Here is a 26,463-nt window from a genome sequence, read left to right on the forward strand (position 1 = left end):
TTCATTTGTTTTTGACCTCTCTTCTTATGTTTACCAAATGAATATATTCATTTTACATAAAAAGTTTCAATACCATCATGACCAATCCAGCTATCAATGCAGATATAGGCAGTGTAATTACCCAAGTCGTAACAATTCGAATCGCAACTCCCCAATTCACACCCTTAAACCGCTTTGATGATCCGACCCCTAATATCGCAGATGAAGACACATGTGTCGTTGATACGGGGAGTCCAAACATGGTTGCCCCTTGCAAAACAGCAAACGAGGTTAGGTCTGCTGCAAATCCATTGATTGGTTTTACTTTGAAGATTTTTTTTGCAACAGTTTTAATAATCCGCATTCCACCAATCATGGTACCTAGACCAATAGTACCTGCACAGAGGACTTGTACCCAAAATGGTACGTCCAATGTTGATTGGAAACCACCTGCCACCAAGGCAAATACAATGATCCCCATCGTTTTTTGGCCATCATTTCCTCCGTGAGAAAAAGCCGCTAACCCAGAGGCAATGATTTGGAAGCTCCGAAACCCGCGCGTTGCCCGGTATGGATTTGCATTCTTAAAGATTATCGCTAATATTTTCATGATAATAAATCCGACACCAAATGCTAAAAAGGGCGAAATGATTAGGGCTTTAATAATATCGGTGAATCCTTCCCAGTTTATAGAATCAAAGCCGGATCCAAATATAACCGCACCAGCCACTGAACCGATTAAGGTATGGGAGGATGAAGAAGGAATCCCATAGTACCAGGTTAAAAGGTTCCAAAAGATCGCGGCAATCAGTGCTGCAATGACGATTAACAATCCATTATCAATTTGAAAAGGATCGGCAATCTTTCCGCCTATTGATTTCGCAACCGCTTGTGAAGTTAAAGCCCCGACAAAGTTTAAGGCGCCTGCATAAAAAACAGCAAATCGCGGTGATAAAGCCTTAGTAGAAACTGACATCGCAATCGCGTTAGCGGTATCATGGAAACCATTGATGAATTCGAATATTAACGCAAGAATAAGGATGATAACGATAATCGTCATTTATACCTCCAAAATGTACTGACTTGAAGTGATCTAAGTTTTATCAAGAAAGTGGTTAAGCATTTTTCATGATAATACTTTCCAATGTATTGGCGACGACTTGACAGAAGTCCGCAATGTTTTCAAGTTCTTCATAGATTTCTTTATATTGAATAATACGAATAGGGTCTTTTTCGTTCGCAAACAGATGTGTAATGGATTCACGTAATATAGCATCACATTTAGATTCTAAATCTTTTATCTTAATGGCATGCTCCCTCATGTTTAGTAATTTTTTTGATGCAAGCATTTCAACCGCTGTTTCAATTTCAACTGTACAGCTTCGGATGGCTTCCACAAACCTAAGCATATAATCATCCGCATTAATAATCGAATACATTTCAAACAAGGCCGCAGTATGTTCTAATCCATCTAAAACATCATCCATGCTCATCGTCAGTGTTAAAATATCCTCACGTTCAATATAAGTGATAAAGGCATTATGTAAATCCTTGGTCACATCATGAACTAACGAATCTCCTTTGTTTTCATATTCCTTCATTTTTTCGGAAAAAATCTTCAAGTCGCTCACATTTTTTAGTTTATAATCTGCGAAATAGTTCGCACTTTCTTTTAAATTAGTTGCAATATTACCCAAATAAACGGCAAACTTATCTTTTTTTCTAGTAGCCATTCTATAACCTCCACTTTTTCAAAAGTTAATTATCACATTAAATATACATATTTAATATTTCCCAATAGCACAATACGATTCATAGGTGTATTCAAAATAAGAGCATTTGGTGATCCAAATATGGAGGGCATAAGATGAAGTTTCCACATGATTTTTTATTCGGAGCCGCGTCTGCTTCGTATCAAATAGAGGGTGCATGGAATGAAGATGGGAAGGGGGTCACCAATTGGGATGTCTTTTCCAAGATTCCAGGGAAAACGTATGAGGGGACGAACGGTGATGTAGCTATTGATCATTATCATCGTTATAAAGAGGATATAAAATTAATGGCAGAGATGGGTCTGGAATCCTACCGGTTTTCGATTTCTTGGGCCCGTATTTTGCCAACAGGGGATGGGGAAGTAAATGAAAAAGGTTTGGAATTTTATAACCGTGTCATTAACGAATGTTTAAAGTATGGGATTGTTCCGTTTGTAACGCTGTATCATTGGGACTTGCCACTGACACTTGAAGATGATGGGGGATGGACCAATAAGAGAACTGCTGAAGCCTTTGTTAAATATGCAGAAGTTTGTTTTCGGGCATTCGGAGACCGAGTCAAACATTGGATCACGTTTAATGAAACAGTTATGTTTACGGGATTAGGCTATTTAAAAGGAGCACATCCACCTGGAATCCAAAATGATGAAAAGAAATACTTCCAAGCGACACATTATGTGTTTTATGCCCATGCAAAAGCGGTTGAAGTCTATAAGGAATTGAATCAGTACGGCGAAATTGGGATTACCCATGTGTTCTTACCTGCATACAGTGTAGATGATAAGCAAGAGAATGTAGTAGCTGCTCGTCATGCGAATGAATATGAAACCTTTTGGTACTATGACCCGATTTTAAAAGGAGAATATCCAACATATGTAGTGGAGCAGTTAAAGGAGAAAGACTGGACGCCAACATGGACAGAAGAAGAACTCGATACGTTAAAAAGAAATGCAAGTAAAAATGATTTTATTGGACTAAATTATTATCAGCCGATTAGAGTGGAAAAGAATCACGAGTCTGCATCATCGATGGAACATTCAAGAGAAACATCTACATTAGCACCTGGTAACCCGTCTTTTGATTATTTTTATCGGACCGTGAAGATGGAGGATAAAACCTATACAAAATGGGGCTGGGAAATCTCGCCGCAAGGATTTTTAGATGGGCTGCATATGTTAAAAGAGCGTTATGGTGATATAAAAATGTATGTAACTGAAAACGGCCTAGGTGATGTAGATCCGATTATCGAGGGTGAAATTGTTGATGTGCCTCGCATTAAATATATTGAAGAACATTTAAAAGTGGTTAAGCGTGCAATTAGTGAAGGCATCCATTTAAAAGGGTATTATGCCTGGTCTGTGATAGATTTATTAAGCTGGTTAAACGGTTATAAAAAACAATACGGATTTATCTATGTGGATCATAAGGATCACTTAAACCGAAAGAAAAAGCTTTCTTTTCACTGGTATAAGCATATTATTGAGACTCGGGGAGAAGAGTTGTAGAGAAAAGAAACTCTTGATTTTTTATTAAGAGTTTCTTTTTCTGGGCTGGAATTGTTTTTAACTTACTTCGTATGTGACATGCGCTAAATATCATACATATTTTAAGAGGGAATGGAATTTCACCAGAATAACGCACCTGCTGCAAGAAACTGAGAAAAGGAAAATGAAAACACAGGAGGGGCTAAGTATGAAATTCACGATCCAGTATATTCCTCTAAACAAAATCAAGCCTGATTTATCGACGAAAATTACAGAGCACCTTAAGAGATTGCAGAGAGTCATGTGGGATTGCATGTTTGTGTTGGTTGTTAAAAAAAATCGCAAGGATGGCAACTATATTATTGTTAGCGGGCAAGATCGATTCGAATCCCTTAAAAAACACACGAAAAATATTTATGCTCCCTGTATAGTCGATAAAAGCAGCAGTTCCACTGGAATGTTCTCGTGGTTTCATCGATTCCGGAACAAGCAACCCCTTGATGACTTTCCATTGATGCCGGCAAGCTGGTCAATCGTCCGCTCTTTTTTAAAACAAGAACCCCGTTTTAAACAACTATCCCGGTCCGACCAAATCAAAGTCCTCCTCATTGCAGCAAAATACAAGAAAACCGTAGTTTACACCATGAAAACGACAGTGAATGAAATTCTAAGAAGTAAAAATTAATTCCCAATAAAAAAGAAGCCCGATTTTACTTCCAGGATTGAAGTGAAATCGGGCCATTCATTTCCTCAGCTTTCTACTTAAAAAAATGGTGCACTGTCATGGACTTGTTTTGATGACAATTGTGAATGAAGGATGTTACATAATGTCGTGATTCCCTGTTGTATTAAAGACTCGTTCATATAAGAGTAACTTATACGTAAGTGACGGTTTTCTTGCTCGACTGGATAACATGCAGACCCAGGCAAGAAAGTTAGTTGCTGTTTCTTCGCTTCTAAAAGGACATGATTACTATCTAGCCAAGGAGGAAGACTGATCCACACATTTAATCCACCCTCCGGGATTACCCAAGAAACGCCATCGGGCATATGTTGTGAGAGTAAATCAAGGACCAAATCGCGGCGAATTCTTAATGCCGTTCTCAATTTTTTATAGTGATCGATCATTTGTTTAGAGTTAACAAAAGGCAGCACGGATTTTTGTGTGAGTAAAGGACTCCCCAGGTCAGAATTGGCCTTGGCAGCCAATAGACGATTAAATACAGTGCCAGAAGCAGCCAAAATACCAATTCGACAACCCGGTGCAAGTGTTTTGCTTAACCCTTTCAAGTAAATCACATGACCGTTATGGTCTAAACTTTTAATGGGTGACGGCGGCTTTTTATCAAAGTAAATTTCTCCCCACGGGTCGTCTTCGATAATAAGACACTGGATACTTTGTGCGATTTCAAGCATTTGTCTGCGGCGTTTAGATGTCATCACCGCTCCTGTCGGATTATGAAAGGTTGGTATGGTATAAATAATTTTGGGTTTATGTTTGTCACATAAATTTTGAAGGATATCTACACGCATACCGTCCTTATCAACAGGGACGGTGAGTATAATAGCGCCTCTCCCTCGAAAAACATCAATTGCTCCCGGGTAGGTGGGGGCCTCCATAACGACGACATCTCCAGGTCCAACAAATGTCCGGGCAACAAGGTCAATCCCTTGCTGAGAACCGCTTGTCACTAAGATGTTCTCGGGAGTAGAAGGAACTCCAATTCTCTTCAAATACTCATCCATTGCCTTTCTAAGATGAGTGTCGCCTTGAATTTCTCCGTATTGAGACAATATTCTAGGATTATCGGAAAGTATTTGGTGAATCTCACGTTCTAAATAGCGATTCGGAAGAAGTCCGGGATCAATCATAGAGGAGGAAAGATTAATCTTTTCAGGGACTAGATGAAATCGGCCAAATTGCGATCTAGGTAAATAATCTTGAACAGATAACTGCCAATCATATGAAAACAACTCATCATTGCTTTCCTCAGCTGCTTTTCTATTCATCTTTACATACGTTCCTTTTCCTTGGACAGAAGTGATAAATCCTTCTTGTTCCAATTGCTGGTACGCCTTTACTGCAGTAACCAAACTTACTCCTAATTGTTTTGATAGATCGCGAACGGAGGGTAATTGTAAACCCTCTTGAAGGAGTCCTGAACGAATGCGATCCACAATAGACTGATAGATTTGTTTTGATAATGAAACTTCAGCATTTCGTTGAATTTCGATTTGCATCATAATTATCCCCTTAGTGTTATACTTCCGCATTGAGTGTTATATAGTGTTCCATATAAACTACACGTAAATAATTATTTTACATTATAACACTTGGAGGGAATAGTGGATGAAATATTATGTTGTTGATGCCTTTGCAGAAAAAGTATTTGAAGGAAATCCAGCTGGGGTATGTATTATGAATGATTGGATATCAGACGAGATTATGCAGAAAATTGCAATAGAAAATAATTTATCTGAAACCGCATTTGCTGTAAAAGAGGAAAAAATATATAGGCTTCGCTGGTTTACTCCAGGAGGAGAGATCAACCTTTGTGGTCATGCAACATTAGCAACCGCATATGTGATTTTGAATTTTGTAGAAAATCAAGTGGAATCCGTTCAATTTGATACGTTGAGTGGAGTGCTTACTGTAAATAAAATAGGGGACTTGTACGAATTGGATTTCCCAGTTGTATCATCAGAAAAGTTACCTGTGACGGAACAAATGATTGAAGCCCTAGGAGTTGTGCCAACAGAAGCCTATTTAAATAGAGACTTAGTTTTGGTATTAGAATCAGAAAAAGCCGTGAAAAATGCTGATCCTGACTTTTCAAAATTAGAAAAACTACCAGAAGGTCTTGGTGTCTGTATTACTGCTAAAGGAAATGATTGTGATTTTGTTTCCAGAGGGTTCTTCCCAAAACTAAAGGTTAATGAAGATCCTGTGACTGGTTCTTTACACTGCTGCTTGATTCCATTTTGGTCTGAGAGGCTAGAAAAAAGAGAAATGGTGGCTAAACAGTTATCCAATAGAGGCGGCACTCTGTATTGTAAACTTGAAGGGACGCGAGTGAGGATGGCCGGTAAAGCAGCCCTTTATTCGATTGCGGATTTACATATCGGGTATTAAGATATGAAATGCGCAAATCTGAAGAGCGACATTTATGCCGCTTTTCCACATTCGATTCCTGTGTTGACAGGTATGTTAATATAATATTATTCTGAAAATTCACAACAACCGGAGGATAAAGACTTGAGACGGATTCATTATAGTTGGGTTATTTTATTGATCACATTCTTTTCTATTATTGTAGCAGGCATTGTTCGATCCTCATCCGGAGTGTTGATTGTCCCCTTGGAAAATGCATTCGGATGGGATCGGTCATTAATTTCGATGGCATTTGCGATAAACCTTTTACTTTACGGCATTTCTGGTCCTTTTATGGCAGCGCTGGTGGAGGAAATCGGTTTAAAGAAAATGATGGTATTAGCCATGACTACACTGCTTATCGGTGTTTTGCTCACTCTTTTAATGACGGAACCGTGGCAATTAATGATCATTTGGGGAGTAATCATTGGCCTAGGATCAGGGTTGTTCTTAACGATATTAAGCCCCTATGTTGCGAATCATTGGTTTGAAAAAAGAAGGGGACTTGCAGTTGGCATTTTGACTGCCAGTACAGCGACTGGACAGTTGATTCTATTACCACTGTTAGCCATAATCATAGAAGAGTCTTCCTGGAAGTGGGCAATTGGTTTTATTCTTATCCTGAGCTTCATTATGTTGGTTATCATCCTATTATTTATGAAGAATTCACCAAAAGAAATGGGGCTTCTTCGATATGGCTTGGAAGTAGAACCACCTGTACAGCAAGTTGTCGAAAAGAATAATCCGATCATTATCGCTTTTCGTACATTGTTTGAAGCTGTAAAAGTGAAGGAATTTTGGTTACTTGCAGGCAGCTTCTTTATTTGCGGCCTTTCGACAAGTGGATTAATTGGTACTCATTTTATTTCCTATTGTATCGGCTTTGGATTTACAGCAGTCACAGCGGCTTCGATGCTTTCGTTTATGGGGATTTTTGATTTAATTGGTACCACTCTTTCAGGTTGGTTATCAGACAGATTCGATAACCGTTGGCTGTTGTTTTGGTATTACGGCCTAAGAGGGGCTTCACTCGTTTTACTGCCCTTTGCACTTTCTGAAGGTTCTATTACTCTACTTGTTATTTTTTCCGTTTTTTATGGATTAGATTGGATCGCAACCGTACCGCCAACGATTAACATTTCACGGCAAATTTTTGGAATAGAAAAAAGTGTCGTGGTCTATGGCTGGATCTTTGCGGCTCACCAATTAGGTTCTGCTGTGGCGGCAGGTGGAGCAGGGATTATCTATAATATCTTCACATCCTATACATGGGCATTTGTACTGGCAGGAATGTTTTGTTTGTTAGCCAGTCTATTTGTAATTGTGATTAAAAAACAAAATGTAAATGTTGAAGTGAAACAAACGTATAAAGCATAAATTAAAAAAGGCCGTATTAACCTGATACATAGAGCGATAGAGGGGACACTCATGATCCCATAAGCTGTTCATGTGGCCAGTTCGTATCGGATTCTTTTTTCGAGTATAATTAAATCGTTAAAGTTATAAAGCATTTCTTTACAAAAAAAGGAATGCTTTTTTTTATTAAATAAAATTAAAGATATACATATAACAACAAGAATATAATCAAAACCAATAAGTTTTTATTGATAAACGATAAATAATATTTTAAAATGAAATTAATATTAATTTAGTGAGGTGCTTTTATGAAACAAGTTACGACACTCTTTTTAAAGGTAGCCGTTATTTTTATAGGAATCCCAGTTCTTGCTTTGTGCATCTTTTTGGTACCTGAGCTAGGGAATCTTGCAGCAAAATTACTTCCACAGTTTGCTTATATAAAATATTTCGTTTTCATCATTTTTTATGCGTCGGCGATTCCTTTTTACTTTGCTTTATATCAGGCTTTCAAACTTTTACGCTATATTGACAAAAATGAAGCTTTCTCCGATCTCTCTGTTAATGCATTAAAGAAAATCAAAAACTGTGCGATCACAATCAGCACCTTGCATGTGCTTGCCTTACCGCTATTCTATCTCTTTGCGGAGAAAGACGATGCACCAGGTGTCATCTTTGTTGGGTTGGTTGTTCCCTTTGCTTCTTTGGTTATCGCAGTCTTTGCTGCTGTTCTCCAAAAGCTTTTAAAGGAAGCTATTGATATAAAATCGGAAAATGATTTAACAGTGTGAGGTGGATAACTTGGCGATTATCATTAATATTGATGTGATGCTGGCTAAAAGAAAAATGAGCGTAACTGAACTTTCGGAGCGGGTTGGAATTACGATGGCGAATCTATCTATTTTGAAAAATGGGAAAGCAAAAGCGGTTCGTTTTTCAACATTAGAAGCGATATGTAAGGCTTTGGATTGTCAACCTGGAGATATTTTAGAGTACCAAAACGAGGAACATACTTAAAATACTTGGAAAATAAGATTTGATTTATGGCTTTGCCCTTTAAAGGAGCAGGGCTTTTTTCTTTTTCATGTATCGGAGCATTAGTATAAAAAAATTTGAACTTACTAAAAAGAGAAAAAGAACATTTTATAGGTTTAAGATATAAATATTCGGGTATGTAATCAATAGATACTTTCCCCCCTATCATCTTTTCTATTAATTTAGACTATCTAATTGATAGTCATTTTTTTTGACTTGTTGTGAGATTGAATAAATGGAGGAAAAAAATGAATACAAGAATACCAATTTTAAAATTATATAATTATCTATTTGTTTCCATTCAGTGGGAACTTGATGATCAAACAGCATTACAATTTCAAGAATTATTGCTCCAAAGAATACATGAAACTAGTGCTAGGGGTGTGGTAATTGATTTAACGTCTGTTGATATGATTGATTCGTTTATTGCTAAGGTTCTAGGCGATGTGATTAGTATGTCCAAAATGATGGGTGTAAAAGTTGTATTAACTGGCATACAACCCGCTGTAGCGATCACGTTAGTTGAACTAGGGATTCATCTCCAAGATGTCGATACAGCATTAGATTTAGAAAAGGGTTTAGAAATATTACAAAGGGAGTTGGGGGATTAGATCATGGGATACGAATCCTCTGTGGAAATATTATCAGAATGGGATATCGTTACAGCTAGGCAGCAAGGGAGAAACATTGCTAAAGAGCTTGGATTTGGAACAGTTGACCAGACAAGAATCACCACTGCAATTTCTGAGTTGGCACGAAATATTTATCTATATGCAGGCAAGGGAGAGATACATTTTGAGTCTGTCAGTGCTCTTGAAAAAAGAGGTTTAAAAGTAATCGCTCTTGATCATGGCCCAGGAATTCAGAATATTAGAAGAGCGATGGAAGATGGATATTCCACGTCTGGTGGTTTAGGGGCGGGGTTATCCGGGGTAAAACGTTTAATGGATGAATTTGATTTGACCTCAACACTTGGGAAAGGGACAACCATCCAGGTAGTAAAATGGCTTCGAGGGAGGTTTGGGTAAAAAATGGATTTCAAATCGATTTTAGAATCCAGTTATCGGGAAATACTTCGCAGATATATAGAAGAATCTTCTGAAGCAGCATTGTATCAAGGACAAATGTTCAGCAGGAAATCCATTATACAGCAAATATCCCCTGAAGAAATTATTAGTATCCATTGTAAAGTCTTAAAGGATTTATTTCCTGATATTAGAGAGGAAATTTTAGCTTCGTTTGATTTTCTTATTGAATTTATGATGAACTATGGCTTAGCCTATCAAGAGTATCAAAGCTTGAGGGACAAGCAGTTTGAAATTAAATCGGAAATTGAAATGGCTGCAAGCATACAAGAAAACTTTTTTGAAACGTCCATTCCGAAGCTGGATGAAATTGATATTGGTGCCATTAGTGTGCCGGCGAAGAAAATAAATGGAGACTTTTATTGCTTTGTTGAGGACGAAAAAAGTATTAGTATTGCCATTGCAGATGTAATAGGCAAAGGAATTCCTGCAGCACTTTGTATGTCTATGATTAAGTATGGAATGGATAGTTTACCAAAGTCCATAAATAATCCAAATGATGTGTTATCAAATTTAAATAGAGTCGTAGAAAATAATCTTGATTCAAGTATGTTTATTACCATGTTTTACGGAGTATATGATTTCAGTAATCATACATTTATATATGCGGCTGCAGGGCATGAACAAGGGTTCTATTATCATGCGTCTTCTCAATCCTTTGAAGACCTTACAACAAGAGGTATGGTGTTAGGTGTACAAAAGGATATTACATATGAGCAATTTGAAAAGAAGGTTAAACCCGGAGATTTAATCGTTATGCTTTCTGATGGTGTGACTGAATCAAGGACAGCAAAGGGATTTATTGAACGATCGATAATAACTGATTTAATTCAAACCTATATGCATTTGTCCGCACAAGAAATGGTGGAGAACATTTATCGTGATCTCGAGAGATTACAAAATTTCGAGATAAGAGATGATTTTACGCTCATTATTTTTAAAAAGATTTAAAGGATGTTGAATTTATCATATTAAAAACAACGAAAGTAACCAAATATCTATGAAAGGCACTGGTAAAGATGCAGGGTAAAAAAATGCTTGAAAATGGCATTAATCAACATATTCAGGCAATTGCCTATCAAATTCCTAAGGAAGGTAATGAATTTAACGGGGATAGCATTTATATGAAGGTAACAGAAGATTACTTTATTTGTGCGGTTGCTGACGGTTTAGGCAGTGGGGAACATGCCTTTCATTCATCGGATGCTGTTCGCAAGGAAGTTGAAAAAAACCATGATAAAGAGGTAGAGGTATTAATCGAATATTGCAATCAGGTCCTTAAGGATAAAAGAGGTGTCACTCTATCCATTTTAAAGGCACATTTTTTACAGAAGACTTTCACCTATAGTTCAGTGGGAAACATTCAGTTTGTTCTTTCTTGCCCCTCAGGAAAGTTTATCTATCCACTGCCTATCCTGGGATATTTATCTGGAAGGCCCCAAAAATACCGATGCGAAACATATTCTTATGAAAAGGGATCAAAATTTATTATTCATACGGATGGTCTTTCGATAACCGATTTAAAGTCATTAGCAAGTTCCTCAAGTTCGATTGAAGAGATTTCTAACTATTTAGATAACCATGTGAAAACAAGGAAAGACGACCTGACTTATATTGTAGGACAACTTTTTTAACAAAGGCTATTTCCAATTAGCCAAAAAAATGTTTAATTACTCAAAATTCGGGTATTAAGGTGGAGTTACCTCTGTGAAGGGTAGAAGAGGCTTAACTAAGGAGGATGAAAAATTGCAAACATTCTATGATACTAAAAATATATCCCAATATATTAACAATAATAAGCAGGAATTTCAGGAGAAACTATTATCGGAGGCTGTCAATGTTGCCACTAATATTGAGAGTATATTAAAAGAGGGAAATATTGATTTATTAAAAAATGCTCAAAAGCTTGTTCTTTATGTCGTGCAAGATAGAAACGAGGAACTCATTGCCTTCGCTAATGAAGAAGGCATTGCTTGGGCGAAATATTCATTAACTGTTGCGTTCAAATTAGAATGGGTACATGCAATTAGACGTACTTTATGGTATTTTATCAAACAATTTGATCAAATAAATAAGAATGTTAATTTTGCAGACAATTTTTTCGAATTGGAGCAAAAAGTTAATGATGGGATTGATGAGTTTTTAAACTCGTTCTTTATTAGTTATTCACACTATAAAGATGAATTGATCCTTTCTCAAAGGAAATTAGTGGAACATCTTTCAGTACCTATCATACCAGTCAGCCAAACGGTAGCTGTATTGCCGTTGATTGGTACATTTGATGCTTATCGTATGGATATTATTCAAGAAAAAGTGCTAACAGATATTGCAAAGTTAAGGATTCTGACATTAATTATTGACTTGTCAGGAATATCTGAAATGGACGAAGTAACCATAGCTCATTTTCAAAATGTGTTGATTGGTATTACGCTGATGGGGGCTAAATCCGTCATAACTGGATTACGCCCAGAACTTGTAAGACAAATGGTTCATTTAGGGATCAATCTTACTAGGTATACAGAAACAAAGGCAACCTTACAGCAAACATTAAATGATTATCTTAGTTAACTAAATAAATATGTATAAATACCCGGGAAGGTTCACTTCCCGGTTTTTTTTCAAAGTCTTTTTGGGGGAAAGGCAATTCGTGAATAAGTTCTCACTTTTCAAATCAACTTAAGAAATATACATATGAAAAGAAGGTGTATTATGAAAAATTATTGGTACCGGACATTCACCATCGTATCTTTAAGCATGGCATTATTACAAATGTCATCCTGTAGTCAGTCACAAGCAAAAGAAGAATCCAATAGAAATAAACCTCCTCGTGAGGTTCTAGGTTTCTACACAGAAAAGGAAGGAACGTATCCAGGATCACAACCTACAGTTAATTCGCAATTCAACAGTTTAAGTATCATTGCTCCCTTTTGGTATAAGCTTGATGATAAACGCCCAGGCAGTCTTATAGATTCCGTTACAGCAGATCATAAGAGAAAGGTTATACAGAGTGCACATGAAAAACATTTAAAGGTATATATGGTTGTACATAATCTCTTTTATGAAACCGTCGAGAAGGGCAAGCAAGTAGCAAGTAATGTACTCGATAACAATAACAATCGCAATGTTTTCATTCAGAACTTACGCAATGAAATGAATCAGTTTAAATATGACGGTATTAATATTGACATGGAAAATTTGTATTTGACTGACCGAGATTCCTTTAGTCTGCTAATAAAAAAATTGTCTGATGAACTAAATCGTGATGGAAAAGTAGTTACAGTTTCAGTCCCGGCAAATACAGGTGATTCTCGTGCTAATCCCTGGTCTCCGTGGTTTGATTACGAAAAGCTTGGCCAATTTTCAGATGGGTTAATGATTATGACATACGATGAACACAACACAAGAACAAAACCCGGCTCAACTGCATCAGTCGATTGGACAGAAGCAACGATACGGTATGCTTTGAAACATGAAGTAGCACCATCAAAAATTTTTCTGGGTATCGCTGGTTATGGATGGGACTGGGATACAACCGCAGGCAAAGCCAGATATAGCTCTTATGAGGAGTTAATGGATCATAAAGTAAAATATAAAGCGAAAGTTCTATGGGACTCCCATTCGAAAACACCTCATTTCAGTTACGTGGATGAAGAACATCATAGCCACCAGGCTTGGTTTGAGAATAGCCATAGTCTGCGGTTTAAGCTAAACCTTGTAGAGAAATATAACTTACGGGGAATCGGTGTTTGGCGGCTCGGTTTGGAAGACCCTATGTACTGGAAGACTATACCCGAGAAAATAAAAGTTAAAAAGTGATGGAATGATCCTCCAAATCCTTTTGCGATTGTTAAATTTGATAAAAACACCATTTAAGCCATAAAAAGGGGCTTGTTTGGAGAAAAGTTTAATTGACAAGTGAAGCTATTCAGTAATACTATATACTAGTAGTCAGTAATATTGAATATCAGTAACACAAAATACCCGTGTTACAGAGTACTGAAAAAAATATACGTAAAATATAATGGAGGTAAAAAATTGGAAAATATCACGGAAATGCTGAAAGGGGTGCTTGAGGGGTGTGTGCTTGAAATCATCAGCCGTGGCGAAACTTACGGCTATGAAATCACCCAACAGCTGCGCGAACTTGGCTTCAATGATGTAGTTGAAGGGACAGTTTATACGATTACCATGCGGCTTGAGAAGAACAATTTGGTGGACATCGAGAAAAAGCCATCCACTATGGGACCGCCGAGAAAATTTTACACACTCAACGCAGCAGGTCAAGAGCAGCTTAAAATTTTTTGGAAAAAATGGGATTTCGTCTCAAGTAAACTTAACGAACTTAAATCTAAAATTAAATTAAAAGGAGAAGTCATATGAGTATTTTTGAAAAAATTATCGGAAGTTTGGAAGACAAGCGGGAATGGAAGGCGATGGAGGCGCGTTCGAAGGCACTTCCAAATGAGTATCGCAATGCTTACAAAGCTATCCAAAAATATATGTGGACTGCTGGTGGTGGTCCTACCAACTGGAAGGACACCAGCCGTATCTTTTTCGGCATTCTAGAACTCTTCGAGGAAGGTGCAGCGGAAGGCAAGAAAGTCACAGACCTCACGGGCAAGGACGTGGCTGCTTTCTGCGACGACCTAGTGAAGGATGAGGATACTTGGAAGGATAAGTATCGCAAGAAGTTGAACGATACCATTGGTCGTGGCTAACGGCGAATGCCTAGTGGATTTCGCCAAAAGTAAATTCAATCAAATCATACCTACTGAATAGTTGGTTACAAATGTAATGTGTCACCTTCACTATTCAGTTATATTTTTAATTCAGTAGTAAGTAATACAGAATATCAGTCATACTGAGTAGGGAGAATAGGTAATCTAGCGCCTTGCTGCGCTTTTTATAAGGAGGAAAAAAGTATGAACAATGCAGCGATTTCTGTCAAAGGGCTAAAAAAATCCTTTGAAAACAAGGAAGTCTTAAATGGGGTGGATTTTGAGGTGCGGCGTGGCGAAATTTTCGCACTGCTGGGCTCAAATGGAGCGGGCAAGACGACGACGGTCAACATCCTCTCGACACTAATGAAGCCCGATGGCGGCGAAGTAGGTATTTGTGGCTTTGACGTCCAGCGTCAACCGGATCATGTTCGCCAGAGCATAAGCCTGACAGGGCAGTTTTCAGCTTTAGACGGCATGCTCACAGGAAGGGAAAACCTGATGATGATCGCCAAGTTGCGGGGAGTTTCCAATCCCGCTCAAGTCGCTGACAATATGCTAAAGAGATTCAGCCTGCGTGACGCGGCCAACCGCAGGGCAGACCAATATTCCGGCGGGATGAAGCGCCGGCTTGACATCGCCATGAGCCTTATTGGGACGCCAGCAGTCATATTTCTCGACGAACCGACGACAGGGCTTGACCCCGAAGCACGGATTGAAGTCTGGGATACCGTCAAGGAGCTTGCTGGCGGCGGCACGACCATTTTGCTGACGACTCAGTACCTGGAGGAAGCCGAACAACTGGCGGACCGTATCGCCATCCTCCATGGCGGAAAAATCATCACCACCGGTACTCTTACCGAACTCAAAGAGATGTTCCCGCCGGCGAAAGTGGAGTACATCGAGAAGCAGCCGACATTAGAGGAAATATTTCTTACGATCATCGCCAAAAAGGAGGAGCTGTAAATGAAAAGCAAAACAGGGGTTTTACTAGGGCGTTTAATGCGCAACATCATGCGTAGTCCGGATACGATTATTACGGTGGCGATTACGCCGATTATGATGATGCTGCTGTTTGTCTACGTATTTGGCGGCGCCATAAAGACAGGCACGGACAACTACGTTAATTATTTATTGCCGGGAATCTTGCTGATGGCTATTGCATCCGGCGTCGCTTATACTTCCGTGCGGCTGTTTACGGATGTAAAGAGCGGGCTGATGGCGCGTTTCATTACCATGCCCATCAAGCGCTCGTCTGTATTGTGGGCTCACGTGTTGACCTCTCTTGTTTCTAATGCGCTTACTGTCGTGGTGGTAATACTCGTCGCGCTCTTGATGGGCTTTCGTTCTAGCGCTGATATCCTGGATTGGCTTGCGGTAGCAGGGATACTCGGGCTGTTTACGCTGGCGCTGACATGGCTGGCGGTCATTCCTGGATTAACAGCGGGGTCTATGGAAGGGGCAACAGCCTACTCGTATCCACTGATATTCCTGCCGTTTATCAGTTCGGCCTTTGTCCCCACCGAAACCATGCCTAAAATTGTTCGTGCGTTCGCTGAGAACCAGCCCGTAACTTCAATCGTGAATGCAATTCGTGCCCTCTTGTATGAAGGGGCTGTTGGCAACGGTATCTGGATCGCGCTTGCCTGGTGCGTCGGTATCATGGTCATCGCTTACATCTTCGCAAGTAATGCATTTAAACGCCAGTTAGGGTAAATTAGGGCAACTTGCTATGCTTCATTATATAAAAAAATAATTTTTCTGTAGGTCAAATTTATAAAACCTAAATGTTAAATAGTAAAGGCTGCTACACGCAGCCTATTTTTTAGATCACTAATGCATGTCATTCACTTCATTTGCTACCCGGATTCCTGATTCAATTGCCCCTTGGATCCATCCATGGGTAAGGCCTGTATGCTCACCAGCAAAGTGTACTTTTCCCTCAGGTATAGAAATATGCGGATATAACTCCAAATCCTGACCTGGTTCAAAAGAGGTAAAACCTCCGCAAGAATAAGGGTTTTTACTCCAGCTAAAAGCAGCTCCCGTTACGAATTCAGAATAAACCTGATTTCCAAAAATTTCGGCCAAGTTCATTAATGCAAATTGGATCATCTCTCTTTCAGATAGACTCTCCAACGTTAAGGCCTCATCTGCCCACGTATAACTCGCAATTACAACGGCAGGTCCTTTTGTACCAATACCATAACTTGGGTAATAGGAAAAGCGGATGGGCAGATCGGTTATCGATTTACCACCTAATTGTCCTGCTTTTTCCCAAAACCTACTTTTAAACTCGATGGCAATCTTAGAGGAGGCCATATAATTGAGTTCACGAATCGCTGTCCTTTTAAAATAGGAGAAAGATTCATAAGGTTCGACTTGCACAAACCGGAGCGTTGAAAAAGGAATAGTCACAATGGCTAGGTCACCAGTCATGCTGAAGCTCTGATCGGTTTTCTGGTGCTTGCAATGAATGGTTACACTGTTTTGATATTGAGATATTTTTATCATCTTTTGGTTGAACAAAATGTTTTCGTATAATTGTGATTGAAATGCTTTAGGCAATCGATCCATGCCACCCGTTATTTCATAAAATTTCTTCGTTCCGTTTAAGATGATGAGTTCTCGTAATATCTCTACAAAGGTCATCCCCATATACGCTTCCAAGTCAATAAGCACACCAATCATATCATTTGCACCGACAGAAAAATAATAGTTTAAGAAAGAACCTAACGAAAGATTTCTAAATTGCTTTTCAATAAGAGGCCAATTCTTTTTAGGATCTTGTTTGATAAAATCGATGATTGGCTGGATGACAGAAAACAAAAGTTCTTCCGACGATTTCCCTTTCTCATTTGGTTCAACAGGGAATTTTAATATACTTGGATCCTTTTCAAACAAGTGAAGCCGCGTTTTAATGCCATTTGCGTAGATGATGTCATTTGGGGTTCGGTTGATAAATAGATTGGTAGGCAACTTAAATTTTTTAATATATTCAAAGGTTAATTGATGTTTTTCGGGAATTCGCATCGGTCCGGCATTGAAAAATAAATTCTCGCTAAAAGGCGTTCTTATTGTATATACACGTCCGCCAACTCTATCATTTGCTTCCAAAATGGTGACATTATGACCAGCATCCTTCAATAAAGAGGCGGAGACGAGTCCAGCCATGCCTGCACCTATGATAATCATATGTTTAGGGTTTTCAGTCTTCTTCAAACCATTTCTAATGATGGTCAGCATTTGTTGCTCCGTTAATGGGGAATTCATTTGTTGGGGCTACCTCCTTTACATTTCCCAAAAAATACCTTATTGCATTATATACAGTTAAAAGAGGGGTTATGTTCTATTTGTAATTTCGAGTACATGAATCTTAGAAATTATGGAAAATCAACCTTTTCTTTTACTATACGTATGTGCTATAACATAGGAGAGAAGGACCCTCCAATTATGAGAATATGGTCCTATTAAAAGGGGGGCATGGGTATGAGAGTGGAACCGACTGAATATTTTGTGAATAATTTACGTTATATCATTAGGTCTGCACAAGAGACGGATGCTAAGAACTTGTCTGAAGTTAGATTGCAGATCGATGGTGAAACAGAGAATTTAGATAGGGAAAAGGGCGAAGCCTTTATAGATGACTCGGGTTTCAAACAGATTATTAAAGAAGATACAGAAAGTAATAGTAATTTATTTTTAGTTGTTGAGGTCAATGATAGAATTGTAGGTTTTTCAAGATGTGAAGGGAGCAAATTGAAAAGATTTGCTCATAAAGTAGAATTTGGCGTCTGTGTTTTAAAGGAATTCTGGGGATATGCGATTGGAAAAAATTTATTACAAAAATCTGTTCAATGGGCGGACTCAAATAGAATTAAGAAAATATCGTTAGCAGTTCTTGAGACTAATGATAAAGCCATGAAACTGTATGAAAAGCTCGGTTTTGAAGTGGAAGGAACCTTAATAAATGACAAGATCCTATCAGATGGGAATTACTATAATACGATTTTGATGGGAAGGCTCCATGAATAATAATCCAAAGGAGAAATAGATGAAAAATAATATTTTGTTTGACACAAATAAAATCGACCGGGAATCACTGCCTTATTATTACGACTACGGTAAAATCGTTTCTACCATTCAAGAAAAACTTGTGAATGAAGTGGGGATCGACTTTCAAATGTATTCTGATGAAGACACCTCTAATGAGATTTGGGACATTCTTGAGGAAGACTTGAAAGAGGAATCGCCGGAAGTACAATTAATTTGCCATATTTATAAAGAAGGCGAGACCAAGACTATTTCATCCAATCATACCGATAAGGCGATGGAATTGATTATTAAACCACGGATTATCAACGGTCTCTTTTATTACCCAAAATATCAGGTTGCGCTGGCAAGATTAGTCATTTACCAAAGTGATGGGGAAATGACGCATGATTTTATTTTTGCCGAAAATGATGCTTGCTTAGTAGCTTTTTTGAAGTATGTGCTTAAAAGAAAAAGAGATTATATTAAAAACTATGTCACTGTTTTTACCGATACGGAAGATGGTGTGGAAACAGAGATAGATAGTATTACTACTTTGGTAAGAAGAGAAGATGTATTTTTAGAAGATTCGTTAAAGCGTGAAATTTATCGCTCGATTGATGAATTTTTCTCGGAAAGCGGTCAGTTTTTCAAAACTTATGATATTCCCTACAAACGCGGAATCCTGCTCTACGGGAAGCCAGGGAATGGAAAGACCACCCTCGTGAAATCAATCGCTAGCAGCATTAATGCTCCGGTTGCTTATTGGCAGATCACTGAATTTACTTCGAGTTATACGATAAAGGAAGTTTTTACGTCGGTATTGAAGTTAACCCCATTGGTACTTGTAATCGAGGATATTGATTCCATGCCTGCGAGTGTCCGGTCTGTCTTCTTGAATATTTTAGACGGCGCTACTTCGAAGGAAGGAATTTTCATCATTGGGACAACGAATTATCCTGAAAAAATTGATCCTGCACTCATGAACCGCTCTGGCCGGTTTGACAGAGCGTATGAGATTCACGTACCAACCAAAGAGCTCCGTTATCAGTATCTTTTAAATAAGAATATTGCTCGGATTCTTTCAGAGGAAGAGATCCAGCAGGTTATTGATTCGACGAAGGATTTCTCTTATGCGCAGCTCAATGAGTTGTATACATCGATTGCCCTTGAATGGCATTACGAACAAAAAGTGGATGTGAAACGACTTTGTGCGGATTTAAAATCACTACAGCAAAAACAACAAAAACAAGAATGGGATCATGCTCTTTCCTCAGCATCGATTGGGTTTTCAGGGTTTAGTGATGATTATTAATTTTTATAAAGTAGTTCGCTTATGAGAGTGATAGGTATTGATTTATCGGGTCCAAGTAATCACAAAGATACAGTATTGACTGTATTTGACCTACAAAATGGTCAATTAAATTTTTTAAAATTAATTCGGAATATCGGGGATTTGGACATTTTAAAAGTAATAGAGGCTCAAAGTCAATTAGATGAAGTCGTTATCGGGATCGATGCCCCCTTATCGTATGAAGATGGTGGAGGTGATCGGCAAGGAGATAAACTGCTTCGTCAGTATATTGTCTCAATTGGGATGAGACCCGGATCCATCATGCCGCCAACCTTAAATCGAATGGTATATCTTACTCTAAGAGGAATTAAGCTTAGTAGAGAAATAGGGAATCTGGCTACAAGATATCCAATTTCGATTGTGGAAGTGCATCCAGGTGCAGTGATTGGATCAAGACTTCCTGAAAAGGACCTGGAGTATGTCTTGAGCTACAAACAAATTCTCTCAGCAAGAACCTGGATTCGAGACTGGTTTGCGGAGCAAAAATTAACCAAGCTTCCTGTTTTTATAGATGAGGAAAGTCATTTAATTGATGCCTGTGCGGCTGCATTAGGAGCTTGGCATTGGAAGGATCCATCATTACAGCCCAATTGGTCATTTCCTGCAAATCCTCCATTGCATCCTTTTGGTTATTGTTGTTAGTCGTTTTTTCTACCACAGTGTTGATACTGTGGTCTTTTTCATTCAAGTAAAAGCTCTGATTGTCCGATATTAAAATAGGGGGTACCAATTACAATTACTTTATTTTGTGGGCAGAACAGAATCACATAAATGAAATAAGCTCATCCATAATCTTTTTTAAGTAGACTCCAATTCTTATATTATTGTAAAATGCCAAAAAGCCGGAAATGTATTCCGGGCTCAAGCGACTGAAACATATGGTTATACGCGTTATTGGATAGCTGAACATCATGATTTAGTAGGATTAGCTTGCTCTGTACCAGAAGTGATGTTAACTTATATCGGAGCAAACACTAGTAAAATTCGGATCGGGTCGGGGGCAGTCTTATTACCACACTATAAACCATATAAAGTGGCAGAAGTATACAATATGTTAGCCACTCTATTCCCAGGAAGAATAGATCTTGGAATAGGCCGTGCACCAGACGGCTCAGCTGAAGCAACAAATGCCTTATCAGATAATTTCCAAGTGATCATATATAACGCAGATCAATAGTAAGTAAATTCAAAAATAATTGGCCAAATCGAATACGATTTGGTCTTTTTATTGCTCTTATAAGATGCACTTTGATTACATACAGAAAAGTTTTCAGAAAATTCATTGACTTCATGTATACATTCGTATACATTATAAATATAATTAGCCGTGTATACATTTGTATACGCAGAAAGGAGTTATAAAATGAAAAACGAAGAATATAGGGATCATGAAAAAAGGAGACGTCATCACGGTGAAGGTTATAAACGAAAAGACAAGGATTCTCACCACCGTGGTGCAAAAACATTCCGTAGAGGTAGAGCACTTGCATTTCTAGAAATGATGAATGTTAAACGTTCCACCATAATGAAACAGTTAGAAGCACCTGAGTTTCAATCTATTAATCAAGTCTTAGTCGGTGAATTAAAAGCAATGGATATGATTATCAATGAATATACTCAATTATTTGAACTTCACGAATTTGATGCTATGGATTCAGATCGTAAAAAGACTGATGGAGAGGAAACTTCGCTATTAACTACTAAAGATGAGAAAGAAATGGATTGACCAAAATATAAGATTGGAGATGTTTAAATGTTCGTTCAGTTAAGAAAAATGACAGTAAAAGAGGGAAATGCAGAGCAAGTCGTAAAACGATTTAGCGGGGAAGGTTTGATTGAAAAGCAGGAAGGATTCATTGATTCAACTGTTATGGTGAAAAAAGTTAGGCGAGGGGATGAAGAAGTCATCGTAATGATTCGGTGGGAGTCAGAGGAATACTGGAAGCAGTGGGAAAAGAGTGAAGCCCATATAGCGAACCATAAAGCAAACTTAGGAAAGCCGAAGCCGGAATATATTGTTAGTTCTGAAGGTGGATTATACCAAGTAAAAGCTGTTAAAACTGCAGCTAAGCAGTTATTATAATAAAACAACGCTCAGAGTAAGTAGTTCTCAGAGCGTTGTTTGGTGATTTTTTAAGCGCCTAATAGCCTTTTGCCGTATAGTATTTCACTGGTTCTTTACTTGAAGCTTTTAGTTCGGAAAAGATTGTCCCTGTCAAACTATGTGACCCTAGGGAATCTAGACCCACTTCCCACATCATCATCCCGCCAAAACCGTGATCAAGCGCAAGTCTTGTTTTCTTCTTCATTGTCGCACCGCCGTTGTAATGGTAGGTAGTCCCATTCATTTTCACGGTGTCCTTGACTGCATTTGCTGGATTTTTGTTAATAATCGTCGCAAATGAGACTTGTTTGATTTTAGGATCTTCTGGTTGGGCATACGAAGGGACGCCCAATACTAATTTCTCTTTTGAAAGTTTATGAGTATCAAAGAGATTTGTCCAATAGTTTACGATTTTCTCAGTAAACGGATAGGGCGATAGATTAGCGGCATGGTATCCGCCATCCCACTGACCATCATAGGCCATAATATTAACATGGTCGACATATTGGAACATGGTTGGTTCATATTGAATAAAGCCAGCCTCCGTTAACGTGACCGCATGAATTTTTGAATGAACAGCGATAGACAGTTCTTTCTTTTTCGGATGAAGCTGGGCACTTAATTCTTTTGTAAAGGAAGCAAGATTTTTTGCATCCGCTGCAGTGCGTGGGTGTTCAAAATCGATATCAATTCCATCCAGTTTCTCGCGGACTGCAAGATTAGTTAGCTCTTTCACTAGCTTTGTTCTAGATTTAGAATGAGAGATTGCTGGTTGAAAATAATTATAGGATTCTCCACCCTTGATATGGTACCATCCACCGATTGCAAGGATTACCTTGGTATCATGGCTGTCAGCTTTTTTAACAACCGTTCTTAGGTTTTTTAAAGCTTGGTCGCCATTAAATAAGACCATTCCATCCTTGGTGGGATGGACAAACGAGAAAATGACATGTGTTAATTTCGAATAATCTACAATGTTCGGATCACGATAATCCTGAACATAACCGATTAGTACCTTTGAAGGTACTTTTTTTAATGGTGGTAACTCTTTTGCATTTGGCTTTATTGCCGATTTCGGTGCATCCTCTATAATTAGCGTACTAGGACGCTCTTGGTTTTCATTATTTTTGGTAAAAATAACTCCAGTTAGGATTCCTCCGATGAAGGTAACCGCAATTACCAAGCCTAGGAGGAGATGACGTTTCTTCATTGTTTATGTCCTCCTTATTATTGCTTACTTAAAAAATTGTAACAGAAAAAGCGATGTTAGAAGGTTGGTAATATCCACCTATGCAGGAATTGCCGCCATTGGAAAGTGAAAAAATTTGAATTCAAATGTTTCTTTTTGCTATAATCATAAGGTTAATGTTAAAAACTTAGTGTTTTTTATATATAAAATGTGTAAGGTGGTAACCATGAATCAAGAATATCGAGTGTTATTGTACTATAAATATGTAACCATTGAGAACCCTGAAGAAGTCACCCAGGAACATCTTCATTTCTGTAATGAACATGGCTTAAAGGGACGAATTATCATTGCTGCTGAAGGAATTAATGGTACGGTGTCAGGCACCATAGAACAAACTGACGCCTATATGAAATATATGAACGAACATCCGTTGTTCGCGGGTACTATTTTTAAAATTGATGAAGCGTCTGAGCATGCCTTCAAAAAGATGAAAGTTCGGTTCAGACCAGAGTTAGTTACTTTGCGTTTGGAAGATGACGTCGATCCGAATGTGCAAACAGGCAAGCATTTGAAGCCAAAGGAATTTTTTGAGGCGATGCAAGATGAAGATACGGTTGTCATTGATGCCCGAAATGATTATGAGTTTGATCTAGGTCATTTTCGTGGAGCTGTCCGCCCGGATATTCTTAACTTCCGTGATCTACCACAATGGATCCGGGAAAATAAGCAGGAGTTTGAAGGCAAGAAGATTCTTACTTATTGTACTGGTGGAATTCGCTGTGAAAAATTCTCCGGTTGGCTGCTTCAAGAAGGTTTTGAAGATGTATCACAGCTTGAGGGCGGTATCGTCACCTATGGTAAAGATCCTGAAGTTCAGGGAGACTTATGGGATGGTCAACTCTATGTGTTTGATGAGCGCATAAGTGTTCCTGTTAACCGTAAAGAGCATGTCGTTGTCGGGAAGGATTTTTACAGTGGTGAGCCATGTGAACGCTACGTGAATTGTGCCAACCCAGAATGTAATCGTAAAATCCTTTGCTCTGAGGAGAACGAACATAAGCACTTACGAAGCTGTTCACACGAATGCCGTGTTCATCCACGGAACCGCTACGTGGCACAGCACGGGTTAAGTGAAGAAGAGGTAGCGGCAAGATTGGCTGTTATTGAGAAAGAGAAAGAGTTAACCAAATAATTTTTAAAAAGAAAGCAGGTCATTACGGTGACCTGTTTTTCTTATGTTTTTAGGATTGCCAATAGGAATTTCGGAATATATTGTTTATGATAGATATAATACGATTCACATAGAGAGGAGCGGATGAATGAATGGTGACCTATACCAATAGAAATGATGTACCCGTCCATGAAAAGTGGAATTTAGACGATATTTACGCTGATATCAGTAAATGGGAAGGGGATCTTCTGAAAATAGAAGAAATGGCAAAAAACCTGAAGCAATTTGATGGAACGATTCAAGATGGCCACTCATTGTATCAGTACCTTAATCAACGAGAAGAGTTATCTTTCCTATTCAATAAGGTTTATGCTTATGCGATGCTGAATGTGGATCAAAATACACGGGATACCCAGGCACAATCTCATTTAGACCGAGCAAAACAACTAAGTGTAAAAGTAAGTGCGTCGACCTCCTTCTTTATGCCTTATTTATTAAGCCTAGACGAAGAAACATTATCAGGATACATAAAATCTGAAAAGAAGCTAGATTACTTTGCAGAGGATTTATGGGAGTCGTTTCGTTATAAACAACATGTTTTATCTAAAGAACAGGAAGCGGTTCTTTCCCAATTAGGGGAAGCCCTCTCAGCTCCAGGGAACATTTTTGGCATGATGAATAACGCAGATATTAAATTCGGGGAAGTAACCAGTGACGACGGGGAACGTGTGGAATTAACAAGAGGAATGTACTCTAAATTAATTGAAGATACGGACCGTGAAAAACGAAGAGAAGCCTATAAGGCATATTATCAGCCTTACCTGCAATTAAAAAATTCCATTGCCGCTACACTTTCATCTGCCATTAAAAATAATGTAACCACGGCTAAAATACGTCACTACCCTTCCGCGTTGGAAAAAGCCCTGTTTGGGGATAATGTACCAAAAGAGGTCTATGAGAATTTAATCAAAACGACAAAACAAAATATTCAGCCGCTTCATCGATATTCACGGATTCGGAAGGAAAAATTGATTCTGGATGAACTTCGTCAATATGATATGAGTGTCCCGCTGGTTAGTGGTGTGAAGCAAGTCATTCCGTATGAGGAAGCTTATAACACAATGTGCAAGGCGTTATCACCACTAGGTGAGGACTATGTCAATATCCTGAAGGAGTTTAAAGAAGCACGTTACCTCGATGTCAGAGAAACACCCGGGAAGAGGTCAGGTGCCTACAATTTGGGAGTATACGGCGTCCATCCCTATATCCTTCTCAATCATCAAGATGATTTGGATAGTTTATTCACGTTGGTCCATGAATGCGGACACGGTGTCCACAGCCGATTAAGTTCCCAGTATCAACCACAAATCACTGCCAGGTATAGCATTTTTGTGGCAGAAGTGGCATCAACAGTCAATGAAGTATTGTTAATTAACTACTTATTAAATAATGAGAAAAACCCTGATGTTCGGAAACATTTAGTGAACCATTTCATCGATCAATTTAAGGGGACGTTTTTTACCCAAGTGATGTTTGCTGAGTTTGAAATGAAGACCCATGAAATGGCTGAAAAAGGAATGCCGCTTACTGTCGAAGTATTTAACCAAACCTATGAGCAATTATTCCGCGAATATAATGGTGATGAGGTAGTCTTCGATGAGGAAGTAAAATTTGGCTGGTCAAGAATCCCACATTTTTACCGTCCATTCTATGTTTATAAGTATGCAACGGGATTTGCGTCAGCAATTCACTTGGCTACCAAGATTCTTGAAGGGGACCAAGAAACATTAACTTCCTATTTAGAATTCTTAAAGAGCGGCAGTTCGGACTATCCGCTTGAATTGTTAAAAAAGACGGGGGTCGATCTTACGACATCCTCCCCAATTGAAAACTCATTAAAACGATTTGGTGAACTAGTAGAGGAGTTCTCACGTTTATAAAAAACAATCCACCCTTTAAGACCCATGACTTTCGTTCCTTCTCGGGAGAGTCAAATGGGTTTTTTTTATAGAGTATTAGATGAACATAATGTA

Annotated in this window: 28 protein-coding genes and 1 pseudogene; 24 read left to right on the forward strand and 5 right to left on the reverse strand. The window is 38.5% G+C overall.

The genetic code is table 11. The features are described from left to right. Nucleotides 1-52: 52 nt before the first annotated feature. Together QNH17_RS15350 and QNH17_RS15355 are read right to left on the reverse strand one after the other, a co-directional pair. A complete protein-coding gene (locus tag QNH17_RS15350) occupies nucleotides 53-1,039 on the reverse strand; it encodes an inorganic phosphate transporter (RefSeq protein WP_283873300.1) in 987 nt (328 codons plus the stop codon). Between the two features lie 55 nt (nucleotides 1,040-1,094). Next, nucleotides 1,095-1,712, reverse strand: coding sequence for a DUF47 domain-containing protein (locus QNH17_RS15355; RefSeq protein ID WP_283873302.1), 618 nt, complete (start codon nucleotides 1,710-1,712; stop codon nucleotides 1,095-1,097). A 134-nt stretch (nucleotides 1,713-1,846) separates the two neighbouring features. Here QNH17_RS15355 and QNH17_RS15360 point away from each other — a divergent pair, with 134 nt between their 5' ends. Further along, complete coding sequence (locus QNH17_RS15360; RefSeq protein WP_283873304.1) at nucleotides 1,847-3,256, forward strand: glycoside hydrolase family 1 protein; 1,410 nt, start codon at nucleotides 1,847-1,849, stop codon at nucleotides 3,254-3,256. Between the two features lie 187 nt (nucleotides 3,257-3,443). Then, the gene (locus tag QNH17_RS15365; protein WP_283873306.1) at nucleotides 3,444-3,920 is read left to right on the forward strand and encodes a hypothetical protein; all 477 of its coding nucleotides are present in this window, start codon (nucleotides 3,444-3,446) and stop codon (nucleotides 3,918-3,920) included. 77 nt (nucleotides 3,921-3,997) lie between these two features. Here the strand turns inward: QNH17_RS15365 and pdxR are convergent, their stop codons facing one another. Next, nucleotides 3,998-5,476, reverse strand: coding sequence for a MocR-like pyridoxine biosynthesis transcription factor PdxR (gene pdxR, locus QNH17_RS15370; protein WP_283879515.1), 1,479 nt, complete (start codon nucleotides 5,474-5,476; stop codon nucleotides 3,998-4,000). Nucleotides 5,477-5,585: 109 nt separating this feature from the next. On the opposite strand from pdxR, the gene QNH17_RS15375 reads away from it, so the two are divergent. From QNH17_RS15375 to QNH17_RS15440, 14 genes are all read left to right on the forward strand, one after another. Beyond that, on the forward strand, nucleotides 5,586-6,368 hold the full coding sequence (locus QNH17_RS15375) for a PhzF family phenazine biosynthesis protein (RefSeq protein WP_283873307.1): 783 nt from the start codon (nucleotides 5,586-5,588) through the stop codon (nucleotides 6,366-6,368). 123 nt (nucleotides 6,369-6,491) lie between these two features. Then, nucleotides 6,492-7,763: an MFS transporter gene (locus QNH17_RS15380; RefSeq protein WP_283873309.1), complete on the forward strand. Its 1,272-nt coding sequence runs from the start codon at nucleotides 6,492-6,494 to the stop codon at nucleotides 7,761-7,763. Nucleotides 7,764-8,050: 287 nt separating this feature from the next. Beyond that, nucleotides 8,051-8,533, forward strand: a complete 483-nt coding sequence (locus QNH17_RS15385) for a DUF2975 domain-containing protein (RefSeq protein WP_283873311.1) — start codon at nucleotides 8,051-8,053, stop codon at nucleotides 8,531-8,533. Between the two features lie 10 nt (nucleotides 8,534-8,543). After that, nucleotides 8,544-8,759, forward strand: a complete 216-nt coding sequence (locus QNH17_RS15390) for a helix-turn-helix domain-containing protein (protein ID WP_283873312.1) — start codon at nucleotides 8,544-8,546, stop codon at nucleotides 8,757-8,759. Between the two features lie 266 nt (nucleotides 8,760-9,025). Continuing rightward, complete coding sequence (locus QNH17_RS15395; RefSeq protein WP_283873313.1) at nucleotides 9,026-9,388, forward strand: STAS domain-containing protein; 363 nt, start codon at nucleotides 9,026-9,028, stop codon at nucleotides 9,386-9,388. A gap of 3 nt (nucleotides 9,389-9,391) precedes the next feature. Continuing rightward, nucleotides 9,392-9,805, forward strand: coding sequence for an anti-sigma regulatory factor (locus tag QNH17_RS15400; RefSeq protein WP_283873314.1), 414 nt, complete (start codon nucleotides 9,392-9,394; stop codon nucleotides 9,803-9,805). Nucleotides 9,806-9,808: 3 nt separating this feature from the next. Continuing rightward, the gene (locus tag QNH17_RS15405) at nucleotides 9,809-10,813 is read left to right on the forward strand and encodes a PP2C family protein-serine/threonine phosphatase (protein ID WP_283873316.1); all 1,005 of its coding nucleotides are present in this window, start codon (nucleotides 9,809-9,811) and stop codon (nucleotides 10,811-10,813) included. A gap of 83 nt (nucleotides 10,814-10,896) precedes the next feature. Continuing rightward, nucleotides 10,897-11,496 carry a PP2C family serine/threonine-protein phosphatase gene (locus tag QNH17_RS15410; RefSeq protein ID WP_283873317.1) on the forward strand — a complete coding sequence of 200 codons (600 nt, stop codon included), beginning with the start codon at nucleotides 10,897-10,899 and terminating at the stop codon, nucleotides 11,494-11,496. A gap of 73 nt (nucleotides 11,497-11,569) precedes the next feature. After that, nucleotides 11,570-12,430 carry an STAS domain-containing protein gene (locus tag QNH17_RS15415; RefSeq protein ID WP_283873318.1) on the forward strand — a complete coding sequence of 287 codons (861 nt, stop codon included), beginning with the start codon at nucleotides 11,570-11,572 and terminating at the stop codon, nucleotides 12,428-12,430. A gap of 141 nt (nucleotides 12,431-12,571) precedes the next feature. Continuing rightward, the gene (locus QNH17_RS15420) at nucleotides 12,572-13,678 is read left to right on the forward strand and encodes a glycosyl hydrolase family 18 protein (protein ID WP_283873320.1); all 1,107 of its coding nucleotides are present in this window, start codon (nucleotides 12,572-12,574) and stop codon (nucleotides 13,676-13,678) included. Between the two features lie 219 nt (nucleotides 13,679-13,897). Next, complete coding sequence (locus QNH17_RS15425; protein ID WP_283873321.1) at nucleotides 13,898-14,242, forward strand: PadR family transcriptional regulator; 345 nt, start codon at nucleotides 13,898-13,900, stop codon at nucleotides 14,240-14,242. Continuing rightward, on the forward strand, nucleotides 14,239-14,580 hold the full coding sequence (locus QNH17_RS15430) for a DUF1048 domain-containing protein (RefSeq protein ID WP_283873322.1): 342 nt from the start codon (nucleotides 14,239-14,241) through the stop codon (nucleotides 14,578-14,580). Before QNH17_RS15425 ends, QNH17_RS15430 begins: the two co-directional genes overlap by 4 nt. Before the next feature lie 204 nt (nucleotides 14,581-14,784). Beyond that, a complete protein-coding gene (locus QNH17_RS15435) occupies nucleotides 14,785-15,546 on the forward strand; it encodes an ABC transporter ATP-binding protein (protein ID WP_283873324.1) in 762 nt (253 codons plus the stop codon). Continuing rightward, the gene (locus tag QNH17_RS15440) at nucleotides 15,547-16,296 is read left to right on the forward strand and encodes an ABC transporter permease (protein ID WP_283873326.1); all 750 of its coding nucleotides are present in this window, start codon (nucleotides 15,547-15,549) and stop codon (nucleotides 16,294-16,296) included. It abuts the gene before it with no gap. 117 nt (nucleotides 16,297-16,413) lie between these two features. Here QNH17_RS15440 and QNH17_RS15445 read toward each other — a convergent pair whose 3' ends face one another. Continuing rightward, nucleotides 16,414-17,853 carry a flavin monoamine oxidase family protein gene (locus QNH17_RS15445; protein WP_283873328.1) on the reverse strand — a complete coding sequence of 480 codons (1,440 nt, stop codon included), beginning with the start codon at nucleotides 17,851-17,853 and terminating at the stop codon, nucleotides 16,414-16,416. Between the two features lie 216 nt (nucleotides 17,854-18,069). Here QNH17_RS15445 and QNH17_RS15450 point away from each other — a divergent pair, with 216 nt between their 5' ends. From QNH17_RS15450 to QNH17_RS15475, 6 genes and pseudogenes are all read left to right on the forward strand, one after another. Beyond that, nucleotides 18,070-18,615 (forward strand): GNAT family N-acetyltransferase, encoded by a 546-nt coding sequence (locus tag QNH17_RS15450; RefSeq protein ID WP_283873329.1) that lies wholly within the window; start codon nucleotides 18,070-18,072, stop codon nucleotides 18,613-18,615. Nucleotides 18,616-18,634: 19 nt separating this feature from the next. Next, nucleotides 18,635-19,927 (forward strand): AAA family ATPase, encoded by a 1,293-nt coding sequence (locus QNH17_RS15455; RefSeq protein ID WP_283873330.1) that lies wholly within the window; start codon nucleotides 18,635-18,637, stop codon nucleotides 19,925-19,927. 21 nt (nucleotides 19,928-19,948) lie between these two features. Next, nucleotides 19,949-20,608 carry a DUF429 domain-containing protein gene (locus QNH17_RS15460; RefSeq protein WP_283873331.1) on the forward strand — a complete coding sequence of 220 codons (660 nt, stop codon included), beginning with the start codon at nucleotides 19,949-19,951 and terminating at the stop codon, nucleotides 20,606-20,608. Between the two features lie 217 nt (nucleotides 20,609-20,825). Next, nucleotides 20,826-21,113: pseudogene (locus QNH17_RS15465) on the forward strand (LLM class flavin-dependent oxidoreductase); the annotation flags it as partial. A 216-nt stretch (nucleotides 21,114-21,329) separates the two neighbouring features. Then, a complete protein-coding gene (locus QNH17_RS15470) occupies nucleotides 21,330-21,692 on the forward strand; it encodes a hypothetical protein (RefSeq protein ID WP_283873332.1) in 363 nt (120 codons plus the stop codon). A 27-nt stretch (nucleotides 21,693-21,719) separates the two neighbouring features. Then, nucleotides 21,720-22,049 (forward strand): antibiotic biosynthesis monooxygenase family protein, encoded by a 330-nt coding sequence (locus tag QNH17_RS15475; protein ID WP_283873333.1) that lies wholly within the window; start codon nucleotides 21,720-21,722, stop codon nucleotides 22,047-22,049. 58 nt (nucleotides 22,050-22,107) lie between these two features. On the opposite strand, the gene QNH17_RS15480 is transcribed toward QNH17_RS15475, so the two are convergent. After that, nucleotides 22,108-23,280 (reverse strand): glycoside hydrolase family 18 protein, encoded by a 1,173-nt coding sequence (locus tag QNH17_RS15480; RefSeq protein WP_283873334.1) that lies wholly within the window; start codon nucleotides 23,278-23,280, stop codon nucleotides 22,108-22,110. A 205-nt stretch (nucleotides 23,281-23,485) separates the two neighbouring features. On the opposite strand from QNH17_RS15480, the gene trhO reads away from it, so the two are divergent. Next, the gene (trhO, locus tag QNH17_RS15485; RefSeq protein WP_481858525.1) at nucleotides 23,486-24,451 is read left to right on the forward strand and encodes an oxygen-dependent tRNA uridine(34) hydroxylase TrhO; all 966 of its coding nucleotides are present in this window, start codon (nucleotides 23,486-23,488) and stop codon (nucleotides 24,449-24,451) included. A 131-nt stretch (nucleotides 24,452-24,582) separates the two neighbouring features. Then, nucleotides 24,583-26,370: an oligoendopeptidase F gene (gene pepF, locus QNH17_RS15490; RefSeq protein WP_283873335.1), complete on the forward strand. Its 1,788-nt coding sequence runs from the start codon at nucleotides 24,583-24,585 to the stop codon at nucleotides 26,368-26,370. The last annotated feature ends 93 nt before the right edge of the window (nucleotides 26,371-26,463 follow it).

Source organism: Neobacillus sp. SuZ13 (assembly GCF_030123365.1).
Classification (GTDB): domain Bacteria; phylum Bacillota; class Bacilli; order Bacillales; family Cytobacillaceae; genus Neobacillus.

What these genes read in the sequence shown, in the direction of transcription:
- QNH17_RS15475 (WP_283873333.1), top strand. Translation starts at nt 21,720, where the DNA reads ATGTTCGTTCAGTTAAGAAAAATGACAGTAAAAGAGGGAAATGCAGAG.
- QNH17_RS15455 (WP_283873330.1), top strand. Translation starts at nt 18,635, where the DNA reads ATGAAAAATAATATTTTGTTTGACACAAATAAAATCGACCGGGAATCA.
- QNH17_RS15410 (WP_283873317.1), top strand. Translation starts at nt 10,897, where the DNA reads ATGCTTGAAAATGGCATTAATCAACATATTCAGGCAATTGCCTATCAA.
- QNH17_RS15365 (WP_283873306.1), top strand. Translation starts at nt 3,444, where the DNA reads ATGAAATTCACGATCCAGTATATTCCTCTAAACAAAATCAAGCCTGAT.
- trhO (WP_481858525.1), top strand. Translation starts at nt 23,486, where the DNA reads ATGAATCAAGAATATCGAGTGTTATTGTACTATAAATATGTAACCATT.
- QNH17_RS15400 (WP_283873314.1), top strand. Translation starts at nt 9,392, where the DNA reads ATGGGATACGAATCCTCTGTGGAAATATTATCAGAATGGGATATCGTT.
- QNH17_RS15440 (WP_283873326.1), top strand. Translation starts at nt 15,547, where the DNA reads ATGAAAAGCAAAACAGGGGTTTTACTAGGGCGTTTAATGCGCAACATC.
- QNH17_RS15480 (WP_283873334.1), bottom strand. Translation starts at nt 23,280, where the DNA reads ATGAAGAAACGTCATCTCCTCCTAGGCTTGGTAATTGCGGTTACCTTC.
- QNH17_RS15470 (WP_283873332.1), top strand. Translation starts at nt 21,330, where the DNA reads ATGAAAAACGAAGAATATAGGGATCATGAAAAAAGGAGACGTCATCAC.
- QNH17_RS15460 (WP_283873331.1), top strand. Translation starts at nt 19,949, where the DNA reads ATGAGAGTGATAGGTATTGATTTATCGGGTCCAAGTAATCACAAAGAT.
- QNH17_RS15430 (WP_283873322.1), top strand. Translation starts at nt 14,239, where the DNA reads ATGAGTATTTTTGAAAAAATTATCGGAAGTTTGGAAGACAAGCGGGAA.
- QNH17_RS15405 (WP_283873316.1), top strand. Translation starts at nt 9,809, where the DNA reads ATGGATTTCAAATCGATTTTAGAATCCAGTTATCGGGAAATACTTCGC.
- pdxR (WP_283879515.1), bottom strand. Translation starts at nt 5,476, where the DNA reads ATGCAAATCGAAATTCAACGAAATGCTGAAGTTTCATTATCAAAACAA.
- QNH17_RS15375 (WP_283873307.1), top strand. Translation starts at nt 5,586, where the DNA reads ATGAAATATTATGTTGTTGATGCCTTTGCAGAAAAAGTATTTGAAGGA.
- QNH17_RS15445 (WP_283873328.1), bottom strand. Translation starts at nt 17,853, where the DNA reads ATGAATTCCCCATTAACGGAGCAACAAATGCTGACCATCATTAGAAAT.
- QNH17_RS15355 (WP_283873302.1), bottom strand. Translation starts at nt 1,712, where the DNA reads ATGGCTACTAGAAAAAAAGATAAGTTTGCCGTTTATTTGGGTAATATT.
- QNH17_RS15385 (WP_283873311.1), top strand. Translation starts at nt 8,051, where the DNA reads ATGAAACAAGTTACGACACTCTTTTTAAAGGTAGCCGTTATTTTTATA.
- QNH17_RS15450 (WP_283873329.1), top strand. Translation starts at nt 18,070, where the DNA reads ATGAGAGTGGAACCGACTGAATATTTTGTGAATAATTTACGTTATATC.
- pepF (WP_283873335.1), top strand. Translation starts at nt 24,583, where the DNA reads ATGGTGACCTATACCAATAGAAATGATGTACCCGTCCATGAAAAGTGG.
- QNH17_RS15420 (WP_283873320.1), top strand. Translation starts at nt 12,572, where the DNA reads ATGAAAAATTATTGGTACCGGACATTCACCATCGTATCTTTAAGCATG.
- QNH17_RS15360 (WP_283873304.1), top strand. Translation starts at nt 1,847, where the DNA reads ATGAAGTTTCCACATGATTTTTTATTCGGAGCCGCGTCTGCTTCGTAT.
- QNH17_RS15435 (WP_283873324.1), top strand. Translation starts at nt 14,785, where the DNA reads ATGAACAATGCAGCGATTTCTGTCAAAGGGCTAAAAAAATCCTTTGAA.
- QNH17_RS15395 (WP_283873313.1), top strand. Translation starts at nt 9,026, where the DNA reads ATGAATACAAGAATACCAATTTTAAAATTATATAATTATCTATTTGTT.
- QNH17_RS15350 (WP_283873300.1), bottom strand. Translation starts at nt 1,039, where the DNA reads ATGACGATTATCGTTATCATCCTTATTCTTGCGTTAATATTCGAATTC.